The sequence below is a fragment of the Sphingobacterium sp. UBA7625 genome (assembly GCF_002484085.1).
GTDB lineage: Bacteria > Bacteroidota > Bacteroidia > Sphingobacteriales > Sphingobacteriaceae > Sphingobacterium > Sphingobacterium athyrii.
In genome coordinates, this window is record NZ_DLJD01000018.1 from 83,607 (window position 1) to 107,321 (window position 23,715).

At 39.6% G+C, this 23,715-nt stretch carries 25 protein-coding genes; 8 read left to right on the forward strand and 17 right to left on the reverse strand.

The window, feature by feature from the left end; translation table 11 throughout:
• Positions 1 to 119 precede the first annotated feature (119 nt).
• The 4 genes from B4G94_RS06700 to arsC all read right to left on the reverse strand — a co-directional run bounded on the left by B4G94_RS06700 (position 120) and on the right by arsC (position 3,407).
• A complete protein-coding gene (locus B4G94_RS06700; RefSeq protein ID WP_286857884.1) occupies positions 120 to 551 on the reverse strand; it encodes a hypothetical protein in 432 nt (143 codons plus the stop codon).
• Positions 552 to 612: 61 nt separating this feature from the next.
• Positions 613 to 1,104, reverse strand: a complete 492-nt coding sequence (locus B4G94_RS06705; protein ID WP_286857885.1) for a hypothetical protein — start codon at positions 1,102 to 1,104, stop codon at positions 613 to 615.
• Between the two features lie 198 nt (positions 1,105 to 1,302).
• Positions 1,303 to 2,514, reverse strand: coding sequence for a DUF1266 domain-containing protein (locus B4G94_RS06710; RefSeq protein ID WP_286857886.1), 1,212 nt, complete (start codon positions 2,512 to 2,514; stop codon positions 1,303 to 1,305).
• A 536-nt stretch (positions 2,515 to 3,050) separates the two neighbouring features.
• On the reverse strand, positions 3,051 to 3,407 hold the full coding sequence (gene arsC, locus B4G94_RS06715; RefSeq protein ID WP_108632136.1) for an arsenate reductase (glutaredoxin): 357 nt from the start codon (positions 3,405 to 3,407) through the stop codon (positions 3,051 to 3,053).
• Positions 3,408 to 3,766: 359 nt separating this feature from the next.
• Between arsC and B4G94_RS06720 the strand changes: the two genes are divergently transcribed.
• Together B4G94_RS06720 and B4G94_RS06725 are read left to right on the forward strand one after the other, a co-directional pair.
• Positions 3,767 to 4,675: a helix-turn-helix domain-containing protein gene (locus B4G94_RS06720; RefSeq protein WP_286857887.1), complete on the forward strand. Its 909-nt coding sequence runs from the start codon at positions 3,767 to 3,769 to the stop codon at positions 4,673 to 4,675.
• 82 nt (positions 4,676 to 4,757) lie between these two features.
• Positions 4,758 to 5,759, forward strand: coding sequence for an aldo/keto reductase (locus B4G94_RS06725; protein ID WP_286857888.1), 1,002 nt, complete (start codon positions 4,758 to 4,760; stop codon positions 5,757 to 5,759).
• Between the two features lie 174 nt (positions 5,760 to 5,933).
• Here the strand turns inward: B4G94_RS06725 and B4G94_RS06730 are convergent, their stop codons facing one another.
• The 9 genes from B4G94_RS06730 to B4G94_RS06765 all read right to left on the reverse strand — a co-directional run bounded on the left by B4G94_RS06730 (position 5,934) and on the right by B4G94_RS06765 (position 15,089).
• Positions 5,934 to 7,673, reverse strand: coding sequence for an ATP-binding protein (locus B4G94_RS06730; protein ID WP_286857889.1), 1,740 nt, complete (start codon positions 7,671 to 7,673; stop codon positions 5,934 to 5,936).
• A gap of 56 nt (positions 7,674 to 7,729) precedes the next feature.
• A complete protein-coding gene (locus tag B4G94_RS06735; protein WP_286857891.1) occupies positions 7,730 to 8,851 on the reverse strand; it encodes a sensor protein KdpD in 1,122 nt (373 codons plus the stop codon).
• Between the two features lie 65 nt (positions 8,852 to 8,916).
• Positions 8,917 to 10,005: a porin gene (locus B4G94_RS06740; protein ID WP_286857892.1), complete on the reverse strand. Its 1,089-nt coding sequence runs from the start codon at positions 10,003 to 10,005 to the stop codon at positions 8,917 to 8,919.
• A gap of 56 nt (positions 10,006 to 10,061) precedes the next feature.
• Positions 10,062 to 10,628, reverse strand: a complete 567-nt coding sequence (locus tag B4G94_RS06745; protein WP_108632142.1) for a K(+)-transporting ATPase subunit C — start codon at positions 10,626 to 10,628, stop codon at positions 10,062 to 10,064.
• Positions 10,629 to 10,648: 20 nt separating this feature from the next.
• Positions 10,649 to 12,658 (reverse strand): potassium-transporting ATPase subunit KdpB, encoded by a 2,010-nt coding sequence (gene kdpB / locus B4G94_RS06750; RefSeq protein WP_286857894.1) that lies wholly within the window; start codon positions 12,656 to 12,658, stop codon positions 10,649 to 10,651.
• A 22-nt stretch (positions 12,659 to 12,680) separates the two neighbouring features.
• Positions 12,681 to 14,369 (reverse strand): potassium-transporting ATPase subunit KdpA, encoded by a 1,689-nt coding sequence (gene kdpA, locus B4G94_RS06755; RefSeq protein ID WP_286857896.1) that lies wholly within the window; start codon positions 14,367 to 14,369, stop codon positions 12,681 to 12,683.
• A gap of 126 nt (positions 14,370 to 14,495) precedes the next feature.
• Positions 14,496 to 14,573, reverse strand: a complete 78-nt coding sequence (locus B4G94_RS28065; protein WP_104383366.1) for a potassium-transporting ATPase subunit F — start codon at positions 14,571 to 14,573, stop codon at positions 14,496 to 14,498.
• A gap of 11 nt (positions 14,574 to 14,584) precedes the next feature.
• On the reverse strand, positions 14,585 to 14,950 hold the full coding sequence (locus B4G94_RS06760) for a DUF7674 family protein (protein WP_146190961.1): 366 nt from the start codon (positions 14,948 to 14,950) through the stop codon (positions 14,585 to 14,587).
• 16 nt (positions 14,951 to 14,966) lie between these two features.
• Positions 14,967 to 15,089, reverse strand: a complete 123-nt coding sequence (locus B4G94_RS06765) for a hypothetical protein (RefSeq protein ID WP_286857898.1) — start codon at positions 15,087 to 15,089, stop codon at positions 14,967 to 14,969.
• Positions 15,090 to 15,599: 510 nt separating this feature from the next.
• On the opposite strand from B4G94_RS06765, the gene B4G94_RS06770 reads away from it, so the two are divergent.
• The 4 genes from B4G94_RS06770 to B4G94_RS06785 all read left to right on the forward strand — a co-directional run bounded on the left by B4G94_RS06770 (position 15,600) and on the right by B4G94_RS06785 (position 19,003).
• Positions 15,600 to 16,331: a class I SAM-dependent methyltransferase gene (locus tag B4G94_RS06770; protein WP_286857899.1), complete on the forward strand. Its 732-nt coding sequence runs from the start codon at positions 15,600 to 15,602 to the stop codon at positions 16,329 to 16,331.
• Between the two features lie 129 nt (positions 16,332 to 16,460).
• Positions 16,461 to 17,192 carry a 3-keto-disaccharide hydrolase gene (locus B4G94_RS06775; protein WP_108632147.1) on the forward strand — a complete coding sequence of 244 codons (732 nt, stop codon included), beginning with the start codon at positions 16,461 to 16,463 and terminating at the stop codon, positions 17,190 to 17,192.
• Between the two features lie 351 nt (positions 17,193 to 17,543).
• Positions 17,544 to 18,383: a hypothetical protein gene (locus B4G94_RS06780; protein ID WP_286857900.1), complete on the forward strand. Its 840-nt coding sequence runs from the start codon at positions 17,544 to 17,546 to the stop codon at positions 18,381 to 18,383.
• Positions 18,371 to 19,003 (forward strand): S41 family peptidase, encoded by a 633-nt coding sequence (locus B4G94_RS06785; protein ID WP_286857902.1) that lies wholly within the window; start codon positions 18,371 to 18,373, stop codon positions 19,001 to 19,003. The genes B4G94_RS06780 and B4G94_RS06785 overlap by 13 nt, the downstream gene beginning before the upstream one ends.
• Before the next feature lie 127 nt (positions 19,004 to 19,130).
• Here B4G94_RS06785 and B4G94_RS06790 read toward each other — a convergent pair whose 3' ends face one another.
• Both B4G94_RS06790 and B4G94_RS06795 read right to left on the reverse strand, forming a co-directional pair.
• Complete coding sequence (locus tag B4G94_RS06790) at positions 19,131 to 19,601, reverse strand: hypothetical protein (RefSeq protein WP_108632149.1); 471 nt, start codon at positions 19,599 to 19,601, stop codon at positions 19,131 to 19,133.
• A 350-nt stretch (positions 19,602 to 19,951) separates the two neighbouring features.
• Positions 19,952 to 20,551 carry a nitroreductase family protein gene (locus tag B4G94_RS06795; protein ID WP_286857903.1) on the reverse strand — a complete coding sequence of 200 codons (600 nt, stop codon included), beginning with the start codon at positions 20,549 to 20,551 and terminating at the stop codon, positions 19,952 to 19,954.
• 142 nt (positions 20,552 to 20,693) lie between these two features.
• Here B4G94_RS06795 and B4G94_RS06800 point away from each other — a divergent pair, with 142 nt between their 5' ends.
• Positions 20,694 to 20,993 (forward strand): winged helix-turn-helix transcriptional regulator, encoded by a 300-nt coding sequence (locus B4G94_RS06800; protein ID WP_286857905.1) that lies wholly within the window; start codon positions 20,694 to 20,696, stop codon positions 20,991 to 20,993.
• A gap of 126 nt (positions 20,994 to 21,119) precedes the next feature.
• Here B4G94_RS06800 and B4G94_RS06805 read toward each other — a convergent pair whose 3' ends face one another.
• A complete protein-coding gene (locus tag B4G94_RS06805; protein ID WP_286857907.1) occupies positions 21,120 to 22,028 on the reverse strand; it encodes an NAD(P)/FAD-dependent oxidoreductase in 909 nt (302 codons plus the stop codon).
• Positions 22,029 to 22,167: 139 nt separating this feature from the next.
• Positions 22,168 to 22,764 carry a class I SAM-dependent methyltransferase gene (locus B4G94_RS06810; protein WP_286857909.1) on the reverse strand — a complete coding sequence of 199 codons (597 nt, stop codon included), beginning with the start codon at positions 22,762 to 22,764 and terminating at the stop codon, positions 22,168 to 22,170.
• A gap of 264 nt (positions 22,765 to 23,028) precedes the next feature.
• On the opposite strand from B4G94_RS06810, the gene B4G94_RS06815 reads away from it, so the two are divergent.
• Positions 23,029 to 23,691 (forward strand): DUF1349 domain-containing protein, encoded by a 663-nt coding sequence (locus B4G94_RS06815; protein WP_181390435.1) that lies wholly within the window; start codon positions 23,029 to 23,031, stop codon positions 23,689 to 23,691.
• The last annotated feature ends 24 nt before the right edge of the window (positions 23,692 to 23,715 follow it).

Genomic DNA, 23,715 nt, shown 5'->3' on the forward strand with positions numbered 1-23,715 from the left:
TGAACCAAACAATATTCCAAAACAACAAAAAAGCGATTAATAAACTGATATACAGAAAGATAATTTTATTTAAAGAGACATAAAAAAGAAACGGCCTTATCAAAATGATAAGGCCGTTCTCAATTTGGAATAATCTCCACTTCGTAGGGACCTGTATACCGATTGCCAACCATCCTATTTTCATTGACAGTAATATAGTATTGTCCGCTATCAATAAAACGATGGGTCAATTCTTTCCCAAAAGGTCCGTCGGCTGTTCCATTTGGAGAAAATAGCTGGCTAATCCGAATATTAGCCGTATCTGAGGGAGTTTTGATTTTTACCCGAACAGAATCTGCTCGATGAACGAAAATAAAAATAGTATCAGTATGTCCTGACTTTATTTCCATATGCTTTACCAAACGGCCATCGTCAAAAGAAACTGCTTTTTCTGCTGATTTCAGATCAGCTGAGTTATCTCGCATATTTCTATCCTGGTCTGACGGGGACTGACAAGCGGTCTGTCCGATGAGTGCTGCTGAGATCAGAATCGCTGATAATACTTTATTCATGACTTTTTACCCGATATAACAAGTCTCAACGCATCCTTGTTTTCGTGATACCTGATCTTGCTTACATTGTCCAGAGACTCCATTTTGATTTTACCGCAGCAGGATTTACTTCCTCTATTTTCTTATAAAATTTATAGAAATCTTTATTCCATAGGGTATAGTTATGGGTAAATTTAAATACTATCTTGTGATCGTCAGCCTTCTGAATAATGACTTGCCAGACCCTATCATTGGTGATTGTTATCGAAGTCTTGCTCAGTTCGATTATATCCGTCAGCGGGAAAACCGCCTTTCTCTGTTGTTTATTATCGATAGCATAAAAGTTTATATCATCAAAATAGAAATCTTCATCGCTGACAAGATTATCTTCCATGCCAAACAGAAAAGGACGGGACGAAATCTTTCTGATCTCTTCGCCCACAAAATCAGCTGAAGCTTCATAACTGATATGATTATTTTCAGGTTTAAATCCAGCAGTATACTTCCTGAAAATCAAGCTAAATAGTACAATAAATAGTACTAAACCGACCAAAAATATAAGGTATAAATACATTCTTCTCTTGTTAAACGACATTTGTGTTTCTCTCCGGACATCAAAAAAACGCCTAAATATATAATAAGGTAATTAATTAGCAGCGCAAAATTACCAAATTTAATTCAATACGCTGAATTCCATGGCCAACGGGTAAATAAACGAGATCAAAGCTTCCGTTTTGGATGATACCCACTTCCGTTTCTCGATATAAAAAGACTAGCTTCCAAAGCTGATATAATACAAGGGCGTATCGCCTGGGTGATTCTTGACACGGTCAAGCCCTTCAAAGAATATGTGATCGCCCAATTCCTTGCCTATCAATTGTTTCTCCATTTGATACAATAGATCCAGTGCGGTAAAATTCTTCTCATTGGATGCGCGTAGGCGGGCACAGATCTCCACTTGGTAGTATCCGCTGTCTTCATTGTCCTCATCAAAAGCCTCTTCTTCATCATCCAATAGTGTTTCATTTGGATTCAAATCTTCCATATCCTTGATCCAACACATATAACACAGCTCTATTTCGGGAGCATCCACCACAATTTCATTGGCGTCCCATTGCGCCTGATCAGCTAAAATATCACGTTGATACGCCGCAACATCGGCATCAAATTCCTGGGAACTATGATACGATTTGGCCTGAAATGTCCAAGCAATAGCCGACAGCACACGATCTTGGACTGATTGAGTGTTCCAATCTATATTATTCCAAGGGCTGCCTATTTTTTCCCTTAAATAGCCAATATATCTTTTCAAATAGGATTTCCCGATTTTATTGTTCAGCCCAACATAATGTTCTCCTTCTAAAAATTTTTCGGAGAATGAGTGCCAATCTTTAAAGTGCAATCTTGCGTAAGAAGAAAGGTTTTTCAGTATGTCCAAAGCGGCTGATTTTGGCAGATACCCTACATCAGTTGCAGCAGTCGTGATATGACTACAAACAGCAATGACAAGTGCATCCACACCAGGTTTGCCAATATCCCAGTTTTCGCTGTCGATTTGATTTTCCCGCCCCTCCAGGACGGTCTCCCCTGTCTTAATTCCGAGCAAGTTAAAATATGCCGCTAATAGCTGCAGGCAGCTTTCGGTATCTGCAATAGCGAAGTCTCTGTTCAATAGTTTCGCCAGTTCGTCACGGTACTCTGCCTGTTTAGGATAAGTCCCGAACTGATAGAGATGAACCGGATAAGTTCTATCGTCCCCAGCACTGCCAAATACGGTAAACCAATCGCCAAAGACGATAACGCGGAATGCCGCTCCCAATGCCGTACCAAATTGCTCTTCATAAGAAATATCTTTCAACATATCCTTACTGTTAATTTGCTGTTTTTTGGCTTTATCCAATTCCGCTTCCTGTGCGAGTTCCTCCCGCGCTTCTTTTACTCCCTCCTTGGCTGCACTCAATAATTCTTTGAAAAATTTAAACATAGTTTTATAATATTATTTTTAGCTAATGATTCCTATTTAAATTTTATCGCAGCCCCAAAAGACTCCCCCACAGTGAGTTTAACTACTCATTATCACCTTTATGAGCTTAAGATTTCAATTTACTGCTGTAAATCTGGAAATAAATATTTACTTTTTATCTTGAAATCCATATTAGTTTGAAGTCCCACTATATTTGTAGTCGAATACTTTATATTTGATTGAAGATAAATGGAATAAATAGAATCATTATCGAAGTTAAGTCGATGAAGAGGAAAACAGGAATAACTGTATTAATAAGATCTAATTACACCTGCCGTTTTAAAAAAGTACTTACATTTAAACGGAATGGACTAATCAAAAGCAGCGGCACTGTAGACTCAAAAATACATTTCATTAAAAAGGGCAGTATATTTCGGCTCTTTTGGAAAAGATGGATAACGATATTTCAACTATGTAAATAATTTGAAGATATCCAGTATCGCTGCAAGTATATTTAGCACATGTTTCATAGGACGAATTGCACAATTATTAGGCCATTAAAAGGAGCGTGATGTAAAGAGGTCGATGACGCTATCCAATGGACGTCCGATAACCGCTTTACCGTCTTTAATAACGATAGGCCGTTCAATCAATATTGGATTTTGCAGCATCACCTCAACCCACTCCTCATCTGTCAATTGAAGATGTCGAAATTTCTCGAGAAATAAGGCTTCGTTCTTTCGAATAAGCGCTAATGGCTTAAGTCCGAGTTGTGACAATATTTCAATGAGCTCCGCTTTACTGGGCACTTCTTCGAGATACTCTTGTACCTCCAGATCTATGCTATGCTGTTGCAAAAAATCCAGCGCTGCGCAGCTCTTGCTACATTGTTTATTATGGTATATTTTAATCATGGTAGCTTGTTGTTGGCCCTCATTTGTTTTCAGAAAAAGATGTTAACATTTCAAAGTATCTTCGATCTTCGAGAAAATGCTGGGGCAATAAGGGTCGTTACCCCTCTCTTAATCAAACTAGAACACTTACCCCGTGATAGTAGATGTGTTGACCTAACAAAAGATCCTCTAGCTGTACAATAATACAAAAAAAGATAAATGGTAAACAATAAAATTGAAACTGTATTGGGGGGTAACGGTAAGTTTGGCCGTCTATCTCCATACTTATCTGAGAAACAAAGGAATTATCATCCATACGGAGTAAAAAATTGAACTGTAAATGACCATGGATTGTAAAACGAATTTTATAATTTAGTACTATGAACTCAGCTGAAAGCGTAACAGATTTCTACAAAAGGCAACCGGGCTTTGCAAACTTAGATTTACCGCTCAATAATACAGGTATAGGGCATTTCAATGTATTTAGCAGAGAATCCTGTACGTTGGTCTCCCCCTATAATCGTCGTGATTTTTATAAAACTTCACTGATTATAGGCCACGGCAAATTATATTACGCTGATAAATGGATACAGATCGACCGCCCTGCCATGTTGTTTGCCAATCCGGTCGTACCTTACGCCTGGGAACCGGAGTCAGCAGCACAATCTGGATGGTATTGCGTCTTTACAGAAGAGTTTATCCAGCATAGTGAACGCATAGAGAGTTTAAAAGATTCTCCCCTTTTCAAAATAGGGAGCAACCCTATTTACTTTCCAAATGCGGAACAACTGGATGAAATCTCAACAATTTTCAAAAAAATGATGTCGGAGATGAATTCAGACTATGCCCATAAAGATGATATCCTGCGCAGCTATCTGCATTTATTGATCCATGAAACAATGAAATCGAACCCTGCTCAGGAATTTGGTTCATATACCAACGCATCTACCCGGGTATCCAGCCTTTTTTTGGAACTTTTAGAACGCCAGTTTCCAGTAAATACAGTTCATACAGGTCTACAATTGAAAAGTCCGGGCGATTATGCCCACGCTCTTTCAGTACATATCAATCACCTCAACCGTTCGGTTAAGGAAACAACAGGTAAAACGACTAGTGCACATATCGCCGGCCGTATTGCCCAAGAAGCCCGGGCATTGCTTTTACATACAAATTGGAATATCTCGGATATTGCCTATAGTTTAGGCTTTGAATACCCCTCTTACTTTACAAATTTTTTCAGAAAACATACTGGAATGTCACCAAACCAATTGCGGACAACGACTGTTTGAATAGTATAATTATCTGTTTGATTGTCTTAAGTAAAGCACGGGATACCTTCATTACTTTTGTATTGAACAAAATATAACAGTCATGAAATATAGAAATCTTGGAACAACAAACGAACAGTTATCTGCTATTGGATTGGGTTGTATGGGAATGAGTTTTGCCTATGGACCCACTGACGAAAAAGAGAGTATCGCCACGCTTGAAAAAGCATTGGATCTCGGTGTAAATTTCTGGGATACAGCGGACATGTACGGTAATGGCGCCAACGAAGAATTAATTTCAAAAGTTCTCGTTCCCAATCGGGATAAAGTATTTATTGCGACCAAATTTGGCTTTCGCTTTAAAGATGGAACCGCGGGGCCGAGCGGTACTGCAAATACTTACTTTGACGGTTCGCCAGCCTGGATAAAGATAGCAGTAGAAAATAGCCTAAGACGCCTTCGCATCGATACCATAGACTTGTATTATGCTCATCGGGTAGACCCAAACGTACCTATCGAAGATACTGTGGGTGCAATGGCGGAATTAGTAAAGGAAGGCAAAGTGAGGTACCTGGGACTAAGCGAAGCATCACCGGCTTCAATTATCAAAGCCAATTCCGTCCATCCTATTGCAGCGCTACAGAGTGAGTATTCTCTACTAACACGCGATGTGGAAAAAGAAATTCTGCAGACTGTACGTAATCTGGGTATTAGCTTGGTTCCTTATTCGCCATTGGCCCGAGGTTTATTTTCCAACACCTTAAATTTAGATGGTCTATCAGCAGATGATTTCAGAAGAACACTTCCCCGCAATCAGGGCGAACATGCAGTGAATAATGCGCGATTAATCGCTGAGTTTGCATTATTGGCCCAAGATAAACAATGCTCACCGATACAATTGGCACTGGCTTGGGTACTCGCTCAGGGAAATGACATTATTCCGATTCCGGGGACAAAAAAAAGAAAGTACCTGGAAGAAAATGCAGGCGCCATCGATGTACAATTATCTGATTCGGATTTAAATACCATCGAAGATATACTCCGGAAATACCCGAACGTAGGCGCACGTTATAGTGATGGCGCCATGGCACTGGTCAATAACTAATAGCCGATCTTTAACGGATACGGAGTATTACAGGTAGTTTCCGGGCACTACCTAATACTCCGTATTTGCTTTATCAAATTTGTCTTTCAAATCATTTTACAGACAATAAAACTACAGCTGGTAAGTCAATCCGTATAATGAAGCCTTTTTATTGAAAATACCCCATACTATTCGTTATGGATTATTTGAACCGCGTGCTCTCAATAAAAAGTAAAACGAACTTCCGGCACCGTATTCACTCTTTACCCCTATTGCACCGCCCTGCGCCTCAATAAATTCTTTACTGATACTCAACCCCAGCCCAGTTCCCCCCTTTTTGGATCCCGGAACACGAAAATAACGTTCGAAGATCTTGTCTAAGTATTTAGGTTCAATACCTTGTCCATGGTCGGTGACCGAAAACCGGATCGCCGATTCAACTTTTTCAACGCGGATCTGAATACTGGCATCTTCATAGGAATAACGTACGGCATTGGAAAGAAAATTTGTCAATACCCAAGCTGTTTTTTCATTGTCCGCTACAACCGTATTTATGGTGGGATCTATTTCCAAAACAAATTTTACCCGCTTTTGATCTGCCGCAAACTGATTTGCCATCACGGCATAGTCAATAATAGGCCTTACATCAGTTGTATGTAAACTGATCTGAATAGCGCCACTCTCCACTTGAGTCATGTTCAGTAGTTCCCCGGTGATTTTAAGCAAGCGGTCAGAATCATCTTTTATCCCTTTGAGCAGTCCGACCTGTTCAGGGTTGAGGTGCCCGATCTGTTCATTTTCCAATAGCTGGATTCCCATTTGAATCGCAGCGATGGGCGTTTTAAATTCATGCGAAACCGTACCAATAAAATTTGTCTTTGCCAGGTCAAGTTCTTTGAAAGTAGTGATATTTTTTAAGATCACCACCTGGCCGATAAACGTTGGATTAGCTTCGCCCGTCGGTAATACATTGATATCTATAATATCCTTTTCAAAATAGCTTTCCCTTTCATTTGCATAAATTTTAATGGGGCATTTTTCCCGTTTATCCGGTGGAAGCGCAAGGTCTTTAAAAATATCCCTTATCAGATCATTTTCGTTGGCAACGAGCGGCGCAAACCTTCCGACCAGCTGCTCCTTTTTCAAAGTTGTGATATTGATCGCTTCTTCGTTTGCGAAAATAACCTGTCCATGTTCATCAATTCCAATAACGGGATCATGCATGTTGTCAACCAGGGCCTCAATGCGTTTCTTCTCTTTTAAGATCTTTTCCAGCTTACTTTCCGAATACTCCTCAAGTTTTTCTGCCATTGTGTTGAAAGACCTGACCAGTTCCCCAAATTCTCCCGTGCTCTGTAGATGCAAGCGTTCCTTATAGTTCTGACCCGCAATCTGTCTAATACTCCCCGTCAGTTTAGCAATTGGATCAGCAATATTAGATGGCAGATTGACAAGCAATATAAAAGCAATAATAAAACAAAGTGCCCCGGCAAATGAAATGATCAGGATAGCCTGTTCAGCAGTACGATCTGCTACAAGGCTCTTATCTGAAATAGCCCCCATATTTTGCTGCATCAGCTGAGTGATATCCTTCCTGATCGTCGATATGACCATCATATTCTGCGGATTACTTTTAAGCTGCCCAAAATGCTTAACAATAGCGTCCGTAGTCTGTTGTTCTCCAGGTTCAGTAACATTCTTCCGTTGCTGATTCAGATTGTTTTCAAAACTAGAAAGCGCATCGTTTATTTTGGGGACATCCTCCAGCGCCAATAGCATATTCTTTGCGTAAAGCAATGTATTATAATTGGCTTTCAATATATTTCCGGTATCTTTCTTTAACCTATACACATACCAACCGCTCAATGTAGCAAGCAGGAAAATCATGAGAAACAGGGAGCCTACTCCAAAAGTAAGTTTCGTTTTTATTTTCATCGTTGTTTGTCAATTAACTTATATTCATGATATCATATACGCTATATATCATTATTTTAAGACAATATAATGAGGTCAATATCCTTCTTTGACAATTGCGCCAAAAGTCTACGGAATGTGTCGGTTGACAGTAGAATTCTAAACAGGGACAGTCTGGGTTTTCCGATACACACCGTTGTAATATGTCGTTGTTCACATAAGGTTAATATTTCATCTGCGACACTACGAGCTTCAATCTTTACAATTTCTCCGCCCAATTCTGTTGCCAATTTAAAATTATTGATTAAATGCCGCTGCTTGTTGAGGGCTATCCTATCAGCGCGTTCTGCGGGCACCTGAACATACAATACCAGCCAGCTACTGTTATAATAACCAGCCAGACGAGCGGTCTTTCGGATTACATTTTTAGCTTTGATTTCGTTGGAACTGATACAGGCAAGGAAGCGTTCTTTGCGTACCCATCGCTGTGGCTGGACTTCTATTTCTACTTTACGCTGCACCTGCGAGGCTACTTCCTTTAATGCCATTTCCCGCAACTGAAGAATATGCTCGCTCTTGAAGAAATTCTGTAATGCCGCCTGAATTTTTGAAGACTCGTAGATTTTACCTTCCTTTAAACGGGTGATAAGTTCTTCCGCAGTAAGGTCTATATTGACAACCTCATCAGCCGAATCCACCACGCTATCCGGTACACGCTCTTTCACTTCCACTCCCGTAATCGCCTTTACCTCCTCATTTAAGCTCTCAATGTGTTGAATATTGACAGCACTGATTACATTTATACCAGCATCGAGAATCTCAAGAACGTCCTGCCAACGTTTCGTGTTTTTACTTCCTTCGATATTTGTATGTGCCAGTTCATCAATAATGACCACTTCGGGATGAATGTTCAGCACAGCATTTACATCGAGTTCATCCAATTGTTTTCCCTTGTAGAAAAGGCTGCGCCTTGCAATAAATGGAATTCCCTCCAGCAACTCGTGTGTCTCCTTTCGATTATGTGTTTCGATGTAACCAATGCGTACGTCAATCCCGCTATGCAGTAGGTTATGCGCGTCTTGCAACATACGATAGGTTTTCCCCACACCGGCACTCATACCGATATAGAGTTTGAATCTACCCCGTCTGGATTTCTTGATCAGATCCAGAAAATGTTCCGCGTTTTTTCTTTCTTCCATTTTTTGCGTGTCATTTCGCTAACCTTGCTGTTGAATCAACGTACAACAGCAAGGTTTGTTTTTAATTAAAAACTAACAGCAAGCGCCATCACGGCAGTTGTGCTATTTTTTACCAGATTATTTTTCCGGTCGAGGAAAATTGCGTCCTTATTTGTCAGATTACGTAATTCCATCCGCCAAAGTACATTCGGGAGGATGGAATAATCAGCATTGAGTGAATAGCCCAATGTCTGGAAACCATTTTTCGCTTCAGTAGAAATAATGACTCCTTTTTTATCCTGATAATATTCGCCCCTAGCGGTAAGACTAAATTTATCCGAACCTATATAACGGGCAATCAGCACCGGAGTATACCATACATTATAGCTGCCGCTTCCTTTTTCCTTTTGCTCTGCCCCAATGTCAAAACCGACTGTAAAGCCAAACTGTCTATTGAGCTGATAAATGGCATATAAATTATGAAAATAGCGCATCTGTCTGACACTATCGGCTTTGTCACTACCAATAAAAGATCCACTGTTGATGGTTAAATTATCGGTTGGCTTATAGACAAGCTGATGTCCAAAGGCAGGCAAACTATTGCCATCGACACGCTGTATACGTTGCCAACCGTTTAGCACAAGCCCGCTAAGAAATAATTTCCCTGATGCGGATGTGTATGATATTTTCGCGCCTGTTTCAAAATATGGCGAATTATCGGCAAAAAGACTCCTTGTCAATGTCCAGTTATCTTTTCCGATGGCACTTTCGAATCCCAAATGGGAGGAAAAAATACCGGCATCGATCCATAAATTGTGTTTTTTTGAAATGCGTACACCGACATTGGCCTCATAAATGTTCTTCAATACGCCCGGCTCAGCCGCGTAATTGGCGTTCATGTAGGTACCTGTTGCCAAGGCGACATTAGCTCGCGTATTTTCAGTACCATAAGTTGCTTTTAACAATGCCATATTAATATTTACTTCATTATTTCTGTTGTGGCTGTAAACAAAAGCAGGGCGTGTGTTGGTAATTGGATTATTAAAATCACGCATATAATAGGCCTCAACATACCCACTGAATGAAACTGTCTTATTTTTTGTTGTATCTTCTTGGGCAAATATGGATATCGTCGACCCGAACATAAGGCAGGTCAACAGGATTATTTTCTTCATCTATTTTAATTATTTTATCGTCTTTTATGATCTTCGTATCGCCAGACTTTTTGCATTTATTTTTCAGTCATCTGATCCAAGGCAATATTCAATTCAAGTACATTTATTTTTTCTGGCCCGAACATACCCCAAAGTGGCTTTTGCACATGTGCATCCACTAAGGACTGTACACTATTTGCATCTATGGCTCTTGCTTTGGCTATACGCGCCACCTGTACTTTTGCTGCTGCCACGGATATATCGGGATCCAGTCCACTACCGCTTGCTGTGACAAGGTCTACAGGGACCTGCGCTTTTGATACCTCCGGATTTTTTTTCAAAAAGGTATCAATACGTGCTTTTACCTCTGTCAGGTATTCAGGATTGGAAGGGCCCTTGTTGCTTCCCCCCGATCCTGCAGCATTGTATGCCACGGCTGATGGTCGGGACCAGAAATAGGTTTCGTCGGTAAAAGACTGACCGATATTTTTATAATAATTCTGATTATGATAGCTTATAACCGCTCCTTTTCCATGATTGGGTGCCAGCTGTGCGATCGCCCAGACAACAGCTGGATAAATGACAGCGAGAAGTACCAAGAGCGCCACGGTAATCTTGATAGCTGGATAGATATGTGTTTTCATTTTATTTTTATTAAAAGATGTTAGATAAATAGTGCAACCAGCAGATCGATCACTTTAATTCCGATAAAAGGTACGAGAACACCTCCCACCCCAAATACGAGTAAGTTTCTCCGCAACAGCGCACTTGCACCGATAGGCTTATAAGCGACCCCTTTCAACGCCAATGGGATCAATAACGGAATAATGATCGCATTGAAAATCACTGCGGAAAGAATAGCGCTCTGAGGGCTGTTCAAATGCATGATATTTAGGCCTTGCAGTGCTGGAATTGCCGTAATAAACAATGCTGGTATAATGGCAAAGTATTTGGCCACATCATTGGCAATACTGAAAGTTGTCAGCGTACCACGGGTCATCAGCAATTGTTTACCGATTTCCACTACCTCAATCAATTTTGTGGGGTCATTGTCCAGGTCCACCATGTTGCCCGCTTCTTTGGCGGCTTGGGTACCACTATTCATTGCTACACCAACATCTGCTTGTGCAAGAGCCGGGGCATCATTGGTACCGTCCCCCATCATGGCAACCAATCGACCATCGCCCTGTTCCTTCTTGATATAATTCATTTTATCTTCGGGTTTGGCTTCGGCAATAAAATCATCCACACCTGCTTTTTCAGCGATATATTTTGCGGTCAGCGGATTATCGCCGGTTACCATCACGGTCTTAATTCCCATTTTACGCAGTCTTTCAAAGCGCTCCTGAATGCCGGGTTTAATCACATCCTGCAATTCGATCACGCCAAGTACCTGTTCGTTTTCGGCCACGACCAATGGTGTTCCCCCATTTTGCGAGATGGCCTTCACCCGTTCGTCTGTTTCGATGGGAAACGAATTCCCCGCTTTGGTCACGATATTACGTATCGCATCTGTCGCACCCTTGCGGATACGTGTGCCGGCAAAGTCTATTCCTGAGCTGCGTGTTTCGGCAGTGAACTTGATAAATACAGGCTCCTGAACGCCGTAACTCGCTGGTTTTACTGCCGCCAATTCGACAATGGATTTTCCCTCAGGCGTTTCGTCGGCCATAGAACTTAAAACAGCGGCACGTACCAAACTATCCATTTCAACCGTATTTGCTGGATAAAAATTAGTCGCCTTCCGGTTTCCTATCGTAATCGTTCCCGTTTTGTCAAGGAGCAGTACATCAATATCGCCCGCCGTTTCCACGGCCTTACCGCTTTTTGTGATGACATTCGCACGCAATGCTCTATCCATTCCGGCGATACCAATAGCTGACAGGAGACCACCAATAGTCGTTGGTATCAAACAGACAAAAAGCGATATAAAAGAAGCGATCGTGATACCTACATTGGCATAGTCAGCAAATGGCTTGAGGGTCACCGTAACGATAATAAAAACCAGTGTGAACCCCGCTAATAGTATCGTCAACGCAATTTCATTCGGTGTTTTCTGGCGACTGGCACCTTCAACCAAAGCGATCATTTTATCCAGAAAGCTTTCACCCGGTTCTGTCGTCACCTGCACGACAATTTTGTCGGATAAGACTTTCGTTCCCCCGGTAACGGAACTTTTATCCCCACCGGCCTCACGGATGACAGGGGCAGATTCACCGGTGATGGCACTTTCGTCTATCGTCGCCAACCCTTCTATAATTTCTCCATCAAGTGGTATGATGTCCCCTGCCTGACACACAAAGACATCATTTTTCTTTAATTGTGCAGAAGAAACTACCCGGCCATCCTGCAGTTTAGCAGGCGTCTCCTCACGGGTTTTACGAAGACTGTCCGCCTGTGCTTTTCCACGGGCTTCGGCTATCGCTTCCGCAAAATTCCCAAAAAGCAAGGTCAGGAACAGAATGACAAATACAGTGAAATTATAACCGAGCCCACCCTGTGAGGTTTCCCCGGCCATTATCCAAACACAAACTGCGGCCATAATCAGCGTTCCAATTTCCACCGTAAACATCACTGGATTGCGGAACATTACCTTAGGATTTAGTTTCACAAAAGATTGCTTTAACGCTTGTTGTACAAGTTCTTTCTGAAACAATGTTTGTTGATTGCTCATTTCTAAATTTTTTTTATTTTAATTATTGCATGGAAAAATATTCAGCGATCGGCCCTAATGCCAATGCCGGGAAGAAGGATAGTGCTGCTATGATAACGATCACAGCAAATACCATCATCCCGAATGTACTTGTATCGGTCTTCAGTGTACCTTCACCTTCCGGGATAAATTTCTTCTCGGCCAAAAGCCCGGCGATCGCCACTGGACCGATGATCGGAATAAAACGTCCGAGCAACAGCACGATACCCGTAGAAATATTCCACCATAAGGTGTTGTCTCCCAGCCCTTCGAAGCCACTTCCATTATTTGCAGCCGAAGAGGTATACTCATACAATATTTCGCTAAAACCGTGGAATCCCGGATTGTTTAATGTAGATGCTCCCTGCGCTGGAAAAGCGGTCGCCAATGCTGTACCGACAAGGATAAGAAAGGGATGGGCCAACGCCACGATCATGGCTATCTTCATCTCACGGGCTTCCACCTTTTTGCCCATAAATTCGGGGGTACGGCCGACCATCAATCCGCTGATAAATACGGCCAATATGATAAAAATAAAGAAGTTGAGGATTCCCGCTCCAACCCCACCATAAAATGCATTGACCATCATTGCAATAAGTTCGTTCATACCTGACAATGGCATATAGCTATCGTGCATGGAATTCACCGACCCTGTTGAAATCATGGTCGTTACAATACTCCAGAAACCAGATGCAGCAGCTCCAATGCGAACTTCCTTACCTTCCATGGCGCCAAGAGAAGTGTCAATTCCCATATGTGCCACTGCTGGATTTCCGGCGATCTCCATCCTGATATTTGGAATTGTCAGGATCAGGAAACCTATGGTCATTACAGCGAACATCATCCATGCAAACTTGCGCTTGCGGATAAAGAAACCAAATGCAAAAATCATGGCCATAGGGATTAGAAACTGAGCGACCATCTCTACCATGTTTGTCAGGTAGTTAGGGTTTTCCAATGGATGTGTGCTATTTGCACCAAAAAATCCACCACCGTTTGTCCCAAGATGTTTAATGGGAACAAATGCAGCAACCGGTCCTCTGCTCACCTGCACAGTATCCCCTTGCATATTGATCATGGTGTCCTTCCCCTCCATCGTCATCGGCATTCCCTGAAAGACAAAAATTGCTGCAATGAGCAGACAAATTGGAAGTAGTATCCGCGTGCATGACTTAAGAAAAAACTCATAAAAGTTGCCGAGCTGCGTTGTGGTCTTATCTCTAAATGCTTTAAAAATGACCGCAGCTGCCGCCATTCCAATACCTGCCGTAACAAATTGAAGAAACATCAGCCAGATCTGCCCAAAGTAACTCACCCCAGTTTCACCAGAATAGTGCTGTAGGTTACAGTTCACCAGAAAAGATATTGATGTATTGAAAGCAAGATCAGCCGACATACTTGGGTTGCCATCGGGATTCAAAGGTAAATGGCTCATATTCATCAATACGGCCATGCTCAATAGGAACCAAACAAAATTTATGGTTAAAAGAGCAACCAAATGCTGCTTCCAAGTCATCTGTACGGTCGGATTTATACCGCTAATTTTATAAAATAAACGTTCCAAGGGTTGAAAAACAGGATCAAGCCCCGTTTTCTCGCCCGCATATACTTTGGCGATATACCTGCCAAGTGGAAGTCCCAGCAGCAATGTGATGATAAACATTGCAACGATTCCAAAAATTTCTGTATTCATTTCAGTTGTGTAATTGTTGTTTGAAAGATTTTATTGTCTACCTTATTCGAAATCTCCTTCTTTCCATCAGAAATCTGTCGAACTTTTGGATAAAACTGAATTCGTCTACGGTATTTTTTAGTACTGTTAAAATTTTTCGGGTCTGAGGAGTACGTAACAAATGTATCCAAAAACCAATAGCGCCACTATAAATAAAGCTGTCATTTGTCTTATTATTAATATATTGCCTGTTGCTGTCTTTTTTGAATTTCCAGAAAAGACAAGGGAAGTCGGTATTCAATCCTTGTCCATTCTTCTGCCGAGTAGATCCGCTTTAGCCCCGCCAAGGATCGTACAAATAAATTCTCCATCATGTATTTGACATAATGATTACCTCGGTTATATAATGTCCCCAGAAAATGGATATGCCGGCACAATTTATCGATATTACGATCAGCGCTCAATACACGAAGGTGGTTGACCACTGCCTGTAATGCTCCGGCAAAATTATGTTTACGAATCAGAAGGTTAATTTCCGAACGAATCTCCCTATAGTGAAGTATAAGGTACATACCTACCCGGTATTGATTTAATTTTTGCATGTTTTTTTTTCAAAATTTAACCGAGATACAGTTGATAGATCATAATAAGTATCAAGATGATCATTACAACCTTCGCGATGCGGTCCATAGACCATTTGTTTGGAGATGAATACTCCTTATTTTCTTTTAAATTTTTCATGGCTAACATTAATGTAAGCGTTGTTCTATTTTGTGTTTTCTTAAATTTTTTCGAAGAAATCAACCATTTTAAAAAACAACCAAAAGCCAAGCAGTCCAGTGATTATCAGTACGAGTGTTATCATTATTGTGGGGATTAATAGTAAAGATTTGTAAACTATTTCTTGTCGCTCTCAGGGATATTATGTCATCCCTGATCCATAGATCTGCTCCAAGGTGGGTGGGCTCTTTGACGATTCTGTTATTTTTTTAATCATTTCCATTTTATATGCTTTGTCCCTATAGGCCAAACGGTATTCCATAGTTTCCAAAGAATACATAAACAACTAAAAAACAGTATATTGAAAATAAAATAGTAAAAATTAAACTGATAAGACCTTATCAAAATGATAGGCTTATTTTATCAAAATGAGAATTGATGTGTAGAATTAGCTGTTAAAATTAGATTAAAAAACAGCAATAATATGTAAATTGGACCATAAAGGCTAACTAGTAAGCTGATATAAAATAGATGCAGGAAAATAACTACGACAACCCTAAATTCTTTGAAGAATATAGCAAAATGTATCGCTCACAGAAGGGCTTACAAGGAGCTGGCGAATGGCATGAATTTCAGAAACTTTTCACAGATCTCAAGGACAAGACTGTTCTCGATTTAGGCTGCGGATATGGATGGCACTGTCGATATGTGATTGAAAATGGCGCAAAATCTGTTATAGGTGTGGATCTATCTGAAAAAATGCTGGAAAAGGCCCGACAGATCAATAACCTGGACAGCATTGAATATCAACGTGATGCAATTGAGTCGCTAACTTTCAAACCGGAGCAGTTTAATCTTGTTATAAGTTCTTTGGCTTTTCATTATGTAAACGACTTTGAAACATGCTGCCAAAATATTTATAACTGGCTAAAACCCGAAGGACAATTTTTATTCTCGGTCGAACACCCAATTTTTACTGCACAGGGCAAACAGGACTGGATGTACAAGAATGACGGAGAGAAACTCCATTGGCCGGTAGACAATTACTTTTTAATAGGTTCCAGAGAGACAACGTTTTTGGGAAATGCTGTCCTGAAATACCACAGAACTGTTACGTCTTACCTTGGCAGTATCCTAAAAAGAGGATTTAAAATAAACGCTTGTGTGGAGCCTGAACCGAGTAGAGAAATGCTAGAGAATTTCCCAACAATGAAAGATGAGTTGAGAAGGCCCATGATGTTGATTATTTCTGCTGAAAAATAGAAACCACATGGGCATTTCATGTAACAAATTCACATAAGTGTCTGCATTTATAAAAGAAAGTAAACATTAAAAATTATTTTAGTAAATCAAATTCCTAAGAACACTTTCATATACGACAAACTTTAAACAATGATAAACTTAAACCTATTCAAAAAAATTGTTGTTGCTGTCTTTATCGGCTGCCTATTCTATTCGTGTAAAAATGAGGCGAATGCCCCAAACACCTTAACTGAGAAAGAACAAAAAGAGGGCTGGCAACTTTTATTCGATGGTACAACATTGAACAATTGGCATACGTACAACAATGAAAAAAAAGCACCGACCGCTTGGCTGGTAAGAAACGGCACAATCTACTGTGATCCAAACAACGAAAGTCAAAAATATGACCTTATTTCCAACAGCGATTATAAAAATTACGAGTTTAAATTTGAATGGAAACTTGAAAAAGAAGGCAATAGTGGTGTTTTTGTCAACGTACAAGAGCGGCCTGACATCAATGCAACTTATCATTCAGGACCAGAATATCAGTTACTTGCTGACTCACATCCCGACTTTGATAAACCGTTGAAACGCGCGGGTTGTCTCTACATGTTTTTACCGCAGCAAAATTTTGTCAATACCAAAGCAAAAGATGATTGGAACCAATCGAGCATTGTACAGAAAGATGGTAAAATCACATTCTATCTGAATGGTGCAGTTACAGCAGAAATGGATTTCAATTCACAAAAGTGGAAAGACATGGTGAAACACAGTACCTTCAAAGATTTTCCAGAATTCGGTAAACATACGAGTGGAAAGCTTGCCCTTCAGGACTGGTCAAGAGGTGTATCCTTTAGAAATATAAAAATAAAACAGCTGTAACGTATCTAATGCAAGCCACAAAAAAGTCCTTCGTNNACGAAGGACTTTTTTGTGGCTTATATTGCCTATTCGTCCAAACTATTTGGTTATTCAGCCCTTATCTGAACATTAGAAATTACGAATAAAGTCCAAGTGATTTCATCGCGATTTACAATCACTCTTAGTTTCGACACTGGGTATCATTTTACCTGGTACCTTGGAAAAATTTTACATTTACTGTTCGAAAATGAACAGTTATGCCCGTCATCGGACATTTCAAAAATTTATAAAAAACGTATCTAATTCATAACAAAGAAACTATGAATTTGGCTAAATAATTGTAATTCCACTGTTATTTAAAACTATAATAATATGTTTAAGCTTATTCTGCCATTTGCTTTTATTTTAATTTTCAGCTGCAATCTACAAGCGCAAAATTGCAATTGTGCTGAAAATCTTAAATGGGTCAAAAAAATTATTGAGGAAAATGATGCTGGTTTTCAATATGCTTTAGATCAGAAAGGACAGGATGCATATCAGGCGCATAACGCGAAAATTGAGCAGAAATTAGCGGGAATTAAATCAAACTTAGATTGCACAAAGCTCTTGTCAGAATGGCTACAGTTTATCCGCAAAGGGCATTTGTCAATAAACCGAATCGACGGAAAAGATGTTGATTCATTAGTTTCTGATGCTGGTTTTATCACTAAGAACGATCATCCTACTGTGAGCATATCGGAAGACGAGTTCAGGAATTACCTTACTATAAAAAAAGAACAAAATCTAGAAGGGATATGGGATTCTCCTCCCTACAAAGTAGCTATCAAAAAGTATCCTGAGGGGTATAAGGGGATTATAGTCAGCTCTACCGCAGATAATTGGATGTTAGGTGACGTTAAATTCACCCTAAACAATGAATTATCAGAAGGTATCTATTATCTTAGAGATAAAACTCCGGAAAAAATATCGTCTACGCTACCTATTGGCAAAAATATGTTTCAACTGGGCAATTATTTATATACAAAAATATATCCAATAGTAGAAAACACTCCTTTAGAGGCTGATTTTGTAAAATCATATTCAACAGGTAAACCTTATCTCCAAAAGATTAATGCAAAAACAATTCTGTTGCGTATCCCTAGCTTTAACGGTAGGCAAAAACAAACGATTGATAGCCTTATTCCATCCATAGACCGCAGTTGGAAAAAATAGAGAACTTAATTATTGATATCCGAAATAACGGTGGTGGCAGTGACGGCAGCTATGCTGAAATTATCCCATTTCTATATACAAACCCCATTCGTACCATTGGAGTAACATTTTACTCCACAAAATTAAACAACCAACGGATGTTGGATTTTTGCAAAAACTATAAAGAATATGGTATTGATCCCATGGAAATCCCTTTCTACAGGGCTGCATATGATAGTTTAAATAACCATTTGGGGGAATTTGTCAATCTTAGGCCAGACCGAAAATTGGTCCGTATTGATTCCGGCTATTCAACACTCCCCTATCCCAGGCAGGTGGCTATCATCATTAATGGTGGAAATGGAAGTACTGCGGAGCAATTTTTACTTGAGGCTAAGCAAAGTAAAAAAGTAAAGCTCTTTGGTACAACAACTTCAGGTGTACTGGATATATCGAATATGTATTTTGTAGAGTCACCTTGTAAAGAATATAGATTAGGCTATGCACTCAGCAAAAGTTACCGAATCCCCAATATGGCTATAGACAATAAAGGGATACAACCAGATTATTATATTGACCAAACTATACAAAATCCAGAATGGGTGGACTACGTAAGAAAGATACTGGAAGATTCAAAATAATTGTTAGTTTTCAAAAAAGGCCCGGATACTCAAACAAATCAGCGTTATCAATTTCACTTGCACCCATTATAACCAAATTCACTACGCACAAGGTATCTCAGAATTAAAATTTAAAAAAAACAAAAAGTTATCGCAAATCAATACGCGCATCTATCCAAAAATAAGCCTGATTTTTGCGGAATAGATCTTCAGGTATCTGATGATTATAAATCAACTCTTCCAACGTATTAAAGTTGTAGCGCAGCATATCATCGTTCTTGAATTGGATAGGGCGTAAAATTGCGTCTTCATCATCAATAAAAATATCTGACTCGAAAAGATTAATCTGATGCGCAGAGACCCAGGCAATGGCAGCTACCTTATCCATTCTTATCAGTGCCTTGGCTGCTTCTTGATATTGTTTCATCTCCCAAGGGAGATCTTCTGGATAGTGGGAGGCGACATAGTCCTGATAAATTTTTATATCTCCTATACGTAGGCATTCATTGCGGAGCAACAACCTCGTGGTATCACGCGCGAAACTAATATAGTCCGGATGCATAAACAGTCCGTATCGTTTACTATACATTGCTATCTTGTCTGCCAATTCCTGCCTCATAATTTACGTACACAACAAAAATCATCCCAACATCCTCTCTAGCAACACGTTTTGAGCCATATTATTATTTTTTTTTTGCAAAAAACTATGATTTATCCAAAGTCAAAGCGAACATGCAAGGTATAAAGCCTAATTGTGAATTAGTCTATAGATATCCCTCTGTTTAATATTTCCGGATTTCAAATATGCAATATTTCGCTAGTACAATAACATTGAATTAGCGCGGACGGAAAGAGCCCGGTAGAATACCGAGCTCTTCTGCAAAAGATCTATTTCCATTAATCCGCTTTAATCCGTTCAACTTTTGGTGCTACTGCACTTTTTGGGCATCCCTATCACGATCAAACAAGTTATATTGCTCGAATAATATCCTCCATATTCAAACGCGACTTGGCTGTTATGCTAGGCTGATTTGAGTCCTCCGCATTTCGATAACCAATAGCAACAGCAAATAAAGTATGATATTGTTCAAGTCCTAATATATGATCATAACGATCATTTTCAATACCTTCCATCGGAGTAGCATCAATATGACTCGCGGCAAATGCTGCGAGAAAAAATCCTAAAGAAAGATACACTTGCTGTTTCATCCAGGATTGCACATGCTGCTCTCCCTGTGATTTCAAAAAACGATGGTAGTAATTTATCGAACCTTCGGGTAGTGTACCGTTGATCTGCTCTTCAAATCGTTCCACATCATGAAGGGCACTAAAGACTACCAGATGACTCGCCTCATTAATTTTTTCCGCATTCCAATAAGATGCTTCAGCCAGTTTCGTTTTTGTCTCCCCATCTGAAATAAAGAAAAACCTCCAAGGCTGGCTATTGATGGAAGAAGGACTCAACCGAAGTATTTCTTTTAGTTCAGCGATCTTGTCCGCTGAGATTCTTTCCGTCGAATTATACTTCTTTGTTGTATAACGTTCTTTTGCTGTTTCTAAAAATGCCATAACATACAATTTTAAATTAACTATATTTTTTATAGTTACAAAACTAAATATAGTGTTATATATTTGCAATAACGGTCAAATTTGATAGTAACAGATGTATTTGATAGACAACAAACAATACCCCTGCAGTACAAGCCTGACAATGAAATATATAGGCGGCAAGTGGAAGGCAGTCATCCTTATCCATTTAATTGAAAAAAAACGTTATAATGAGCTGAGAAAAGAATGTGCATTGATTACAGAGCGTACATTGAGCCTACAGCTGAAGGAATTAGAAGCTGACGGTTTGGTTAAGCGCACAGTACATACCGATAAAGCTCCCTTAAGGGTAGATTATGAGCTTACAGAATTTGGAAAGACGCTGATCCCTCTATTGGAATCCATTGCACTTTGGGGTAGAGAGACTGCAACTAGAACTGCAGGGATTCAACAGGTAAAATAATCGGCCGATTTTGACTAAGTAACATAGGCTGACAAAAGCGTTTTTAATCAGGAAGCTTCCATCTCAGTTTGCTTCCCGATTAAAACTGAAGTAGATTGATTGTAGCTGCTATCTGCAGAAATCTTATCAGAAGCTTTCTTCAACCAATTCTTTATTGACCATAGCTCCGGCTAGATTACCTGCGGCGACTGCATTGGAAACAGACCGCATCATACTGGCATTATCGCCACAAGCAAAAACTCCCTTAACCGAAGTTTTTTGAAAATTGTCGACAACAATATGCCCCTGTTCTGTTAGATCACAGCCTAATTCGACAGGAATAGCTGAGTGTTGCTTAAAAGGAGTTGCTGCATACAACGCATCAAATGCCCTTGTGCTGTTATCCCCGAAAACTACTTTTTCCAGCCATCCATTCTTATGTTGTATTTTGACAATCTCTTCTTCAATAACAGCTATGCCATGCTTTTCCAATTTCGCAGCCTGTTCAGCTTCAAAATTAGCTTTTCCCGAGGTCAATATTGTCAGATCTGTTGAGAGGTTATTGACCAGAGAAGCCAAATGTAAAGCTCTTTCTCCATTGGCCATAATTGCAGTTTTCTTACCGCTGAATTCATATCCATGACAATATGGACAATGGATAACTGAAATACCCCAACAAGCTGAAAAACCTTGAATGTCGGGCATGACATCTTCTATTCCAGTTGCAAAAATTATTTTTTTCGCGTTAAAAGCTTCGCCATCTGCTGTGCTTATTTCAAAGCCATCATTGTTTTTCTTTCCATTTATAGCGAGCCCTTGCAGGAAACGTACTGTTGGGTAACTTAAAACCTGCTCCTTAGCCTTTTGTGTTATTACCGATGGTTTTTCGCCGTCATGCGTTATGAAATTATGTGAATGTGGTGTTTGCCTATTACACGGCAAACCGCTATCTATAATCAATACCTGACGTAACGAACGCCCCAAAGCCATGGCTGCTGAGAGCCCTGCATAACTTCCGCCAATAATAATTGCGTCAAAATTTTTATCGTTTTCCATCTTTATAAATTTGATTTTAAATATTAATGATACAACCAGATTTATTAGGCTAGTTCGTAAGTTTGATGTTTATTTCCCTAGCCCACCCATTCATCTGAATAAATCAGGATAATTTCATCAAGGATTGTTTTCGTTTGTTTTACTTTTTACAAGTAATAAAATAAAAGGGATAATTCTCTTCCACTTCCCTGACTTCAATTAATCCATATTTTTCAAATGTTGTTTGAATAGATTCCAAGTCATAAAAGAACATATTAACTCCTCCAAACATTTCAAAACGGTCTTCGCCTATGGCCGTTCCCTGTCCATAGATACTTGCCTGTTTTGATACTGCCGTAAAGATCATATAACCATTGTCGGATAATTGTTCATAACAGTCATGTATAAATTTGATCCGCTCGTCAGCGGCGAGTAGGTAAATTAACCCATGGCAAAATATTCCACCGTATTTTTTGGTATCAAAAGGCATATCAACAACCGACCCATGATAAATAATCGTTTGAGATCCGAAACGTTTTCGCGCGAGTCGAATTGCTGTATTGGACAACTCTATTCCCGTAATACCTATTCCATTTTCTAGAAATACATGACCATTCCGGCCATAACCAAATCCCGGAATTAAGATTTCTTTTATATTCTTCGTCAGAAAGAAATCTTTTGCTATTTGAGCTGAATGAGCAGGACTTCCGCCCCACATCTCTCCTTTTTCCACAAAATTACGTTCCCAAAACTCCATGTCTTTAGACTTTTTATTTTAATATCTTGCATTTATTGAATTCAGCTAACAATAATCTGGTAATTACAATAAAGATAAACGAAGGTAAGTCTTTTTACTATTGCAACTATGTAGCAATAGATTTAAATGCAATTAAATTGCAAATAAATTACATTTAAAGATCTTGGCTCAAATCATGGTTATATATCAGTATTGAAAATTACTGTATGTCAACGATATCTTTGTCGTCAGAAAAAAGAATATACCCTTTGCTAAAAGAAAATCATGAAAAACATAAAAACATTTTTTGCGACCTCGTTGCTTCCTTTCTTTACCATGCAGGTCACAGCACAGAAATTGGACAAGATGATCTGGTTTAATGAACCTACCGAGTGGACAATCAGCAACAACGCGCTGTCCATGTTTGTTACGCCTAAAAGTGACTACTGGCGAATATCACATTATGGATTTACTGTGGATGATGCACCTTTCTTCTATACAGAGCGCGGTGGTGAATTTGAAGTGAAGGTCAAGATTTCGGCTAACTATAAAACTCGTTTTGATCAAGCAGGTCTTATGCTACGCATAGATCATGAAAATTATATAAAAGCAGGAATAGAATTTGTCGATGGAAAGTATAACCTGAGTACTGTTGTCACACATCGGACCAGTGACTGGAGCATTATACCGGTAGACAAAGAAATCCCTTTTATATGGATAAAGGCTATCCGGAGACTTGATGCCGTAGAATTCTTTTATTCTTTTGATGATAAGCAATATACGATGATGAGAAATGCATGGTTACAAGACAACCATCCCGTATTAGTTGGATTGATGGGTGCATCACCAGATGGTGATGGCTTCCAGGCTAATTTTGAGCACTTTAGCATCAAGCATCTTCCCGACCAGCGTCGAACAAAATGGTTAAAAGAAAATAGTTCCAATTGATCAGTATCATCAGGTCTGTCAAAA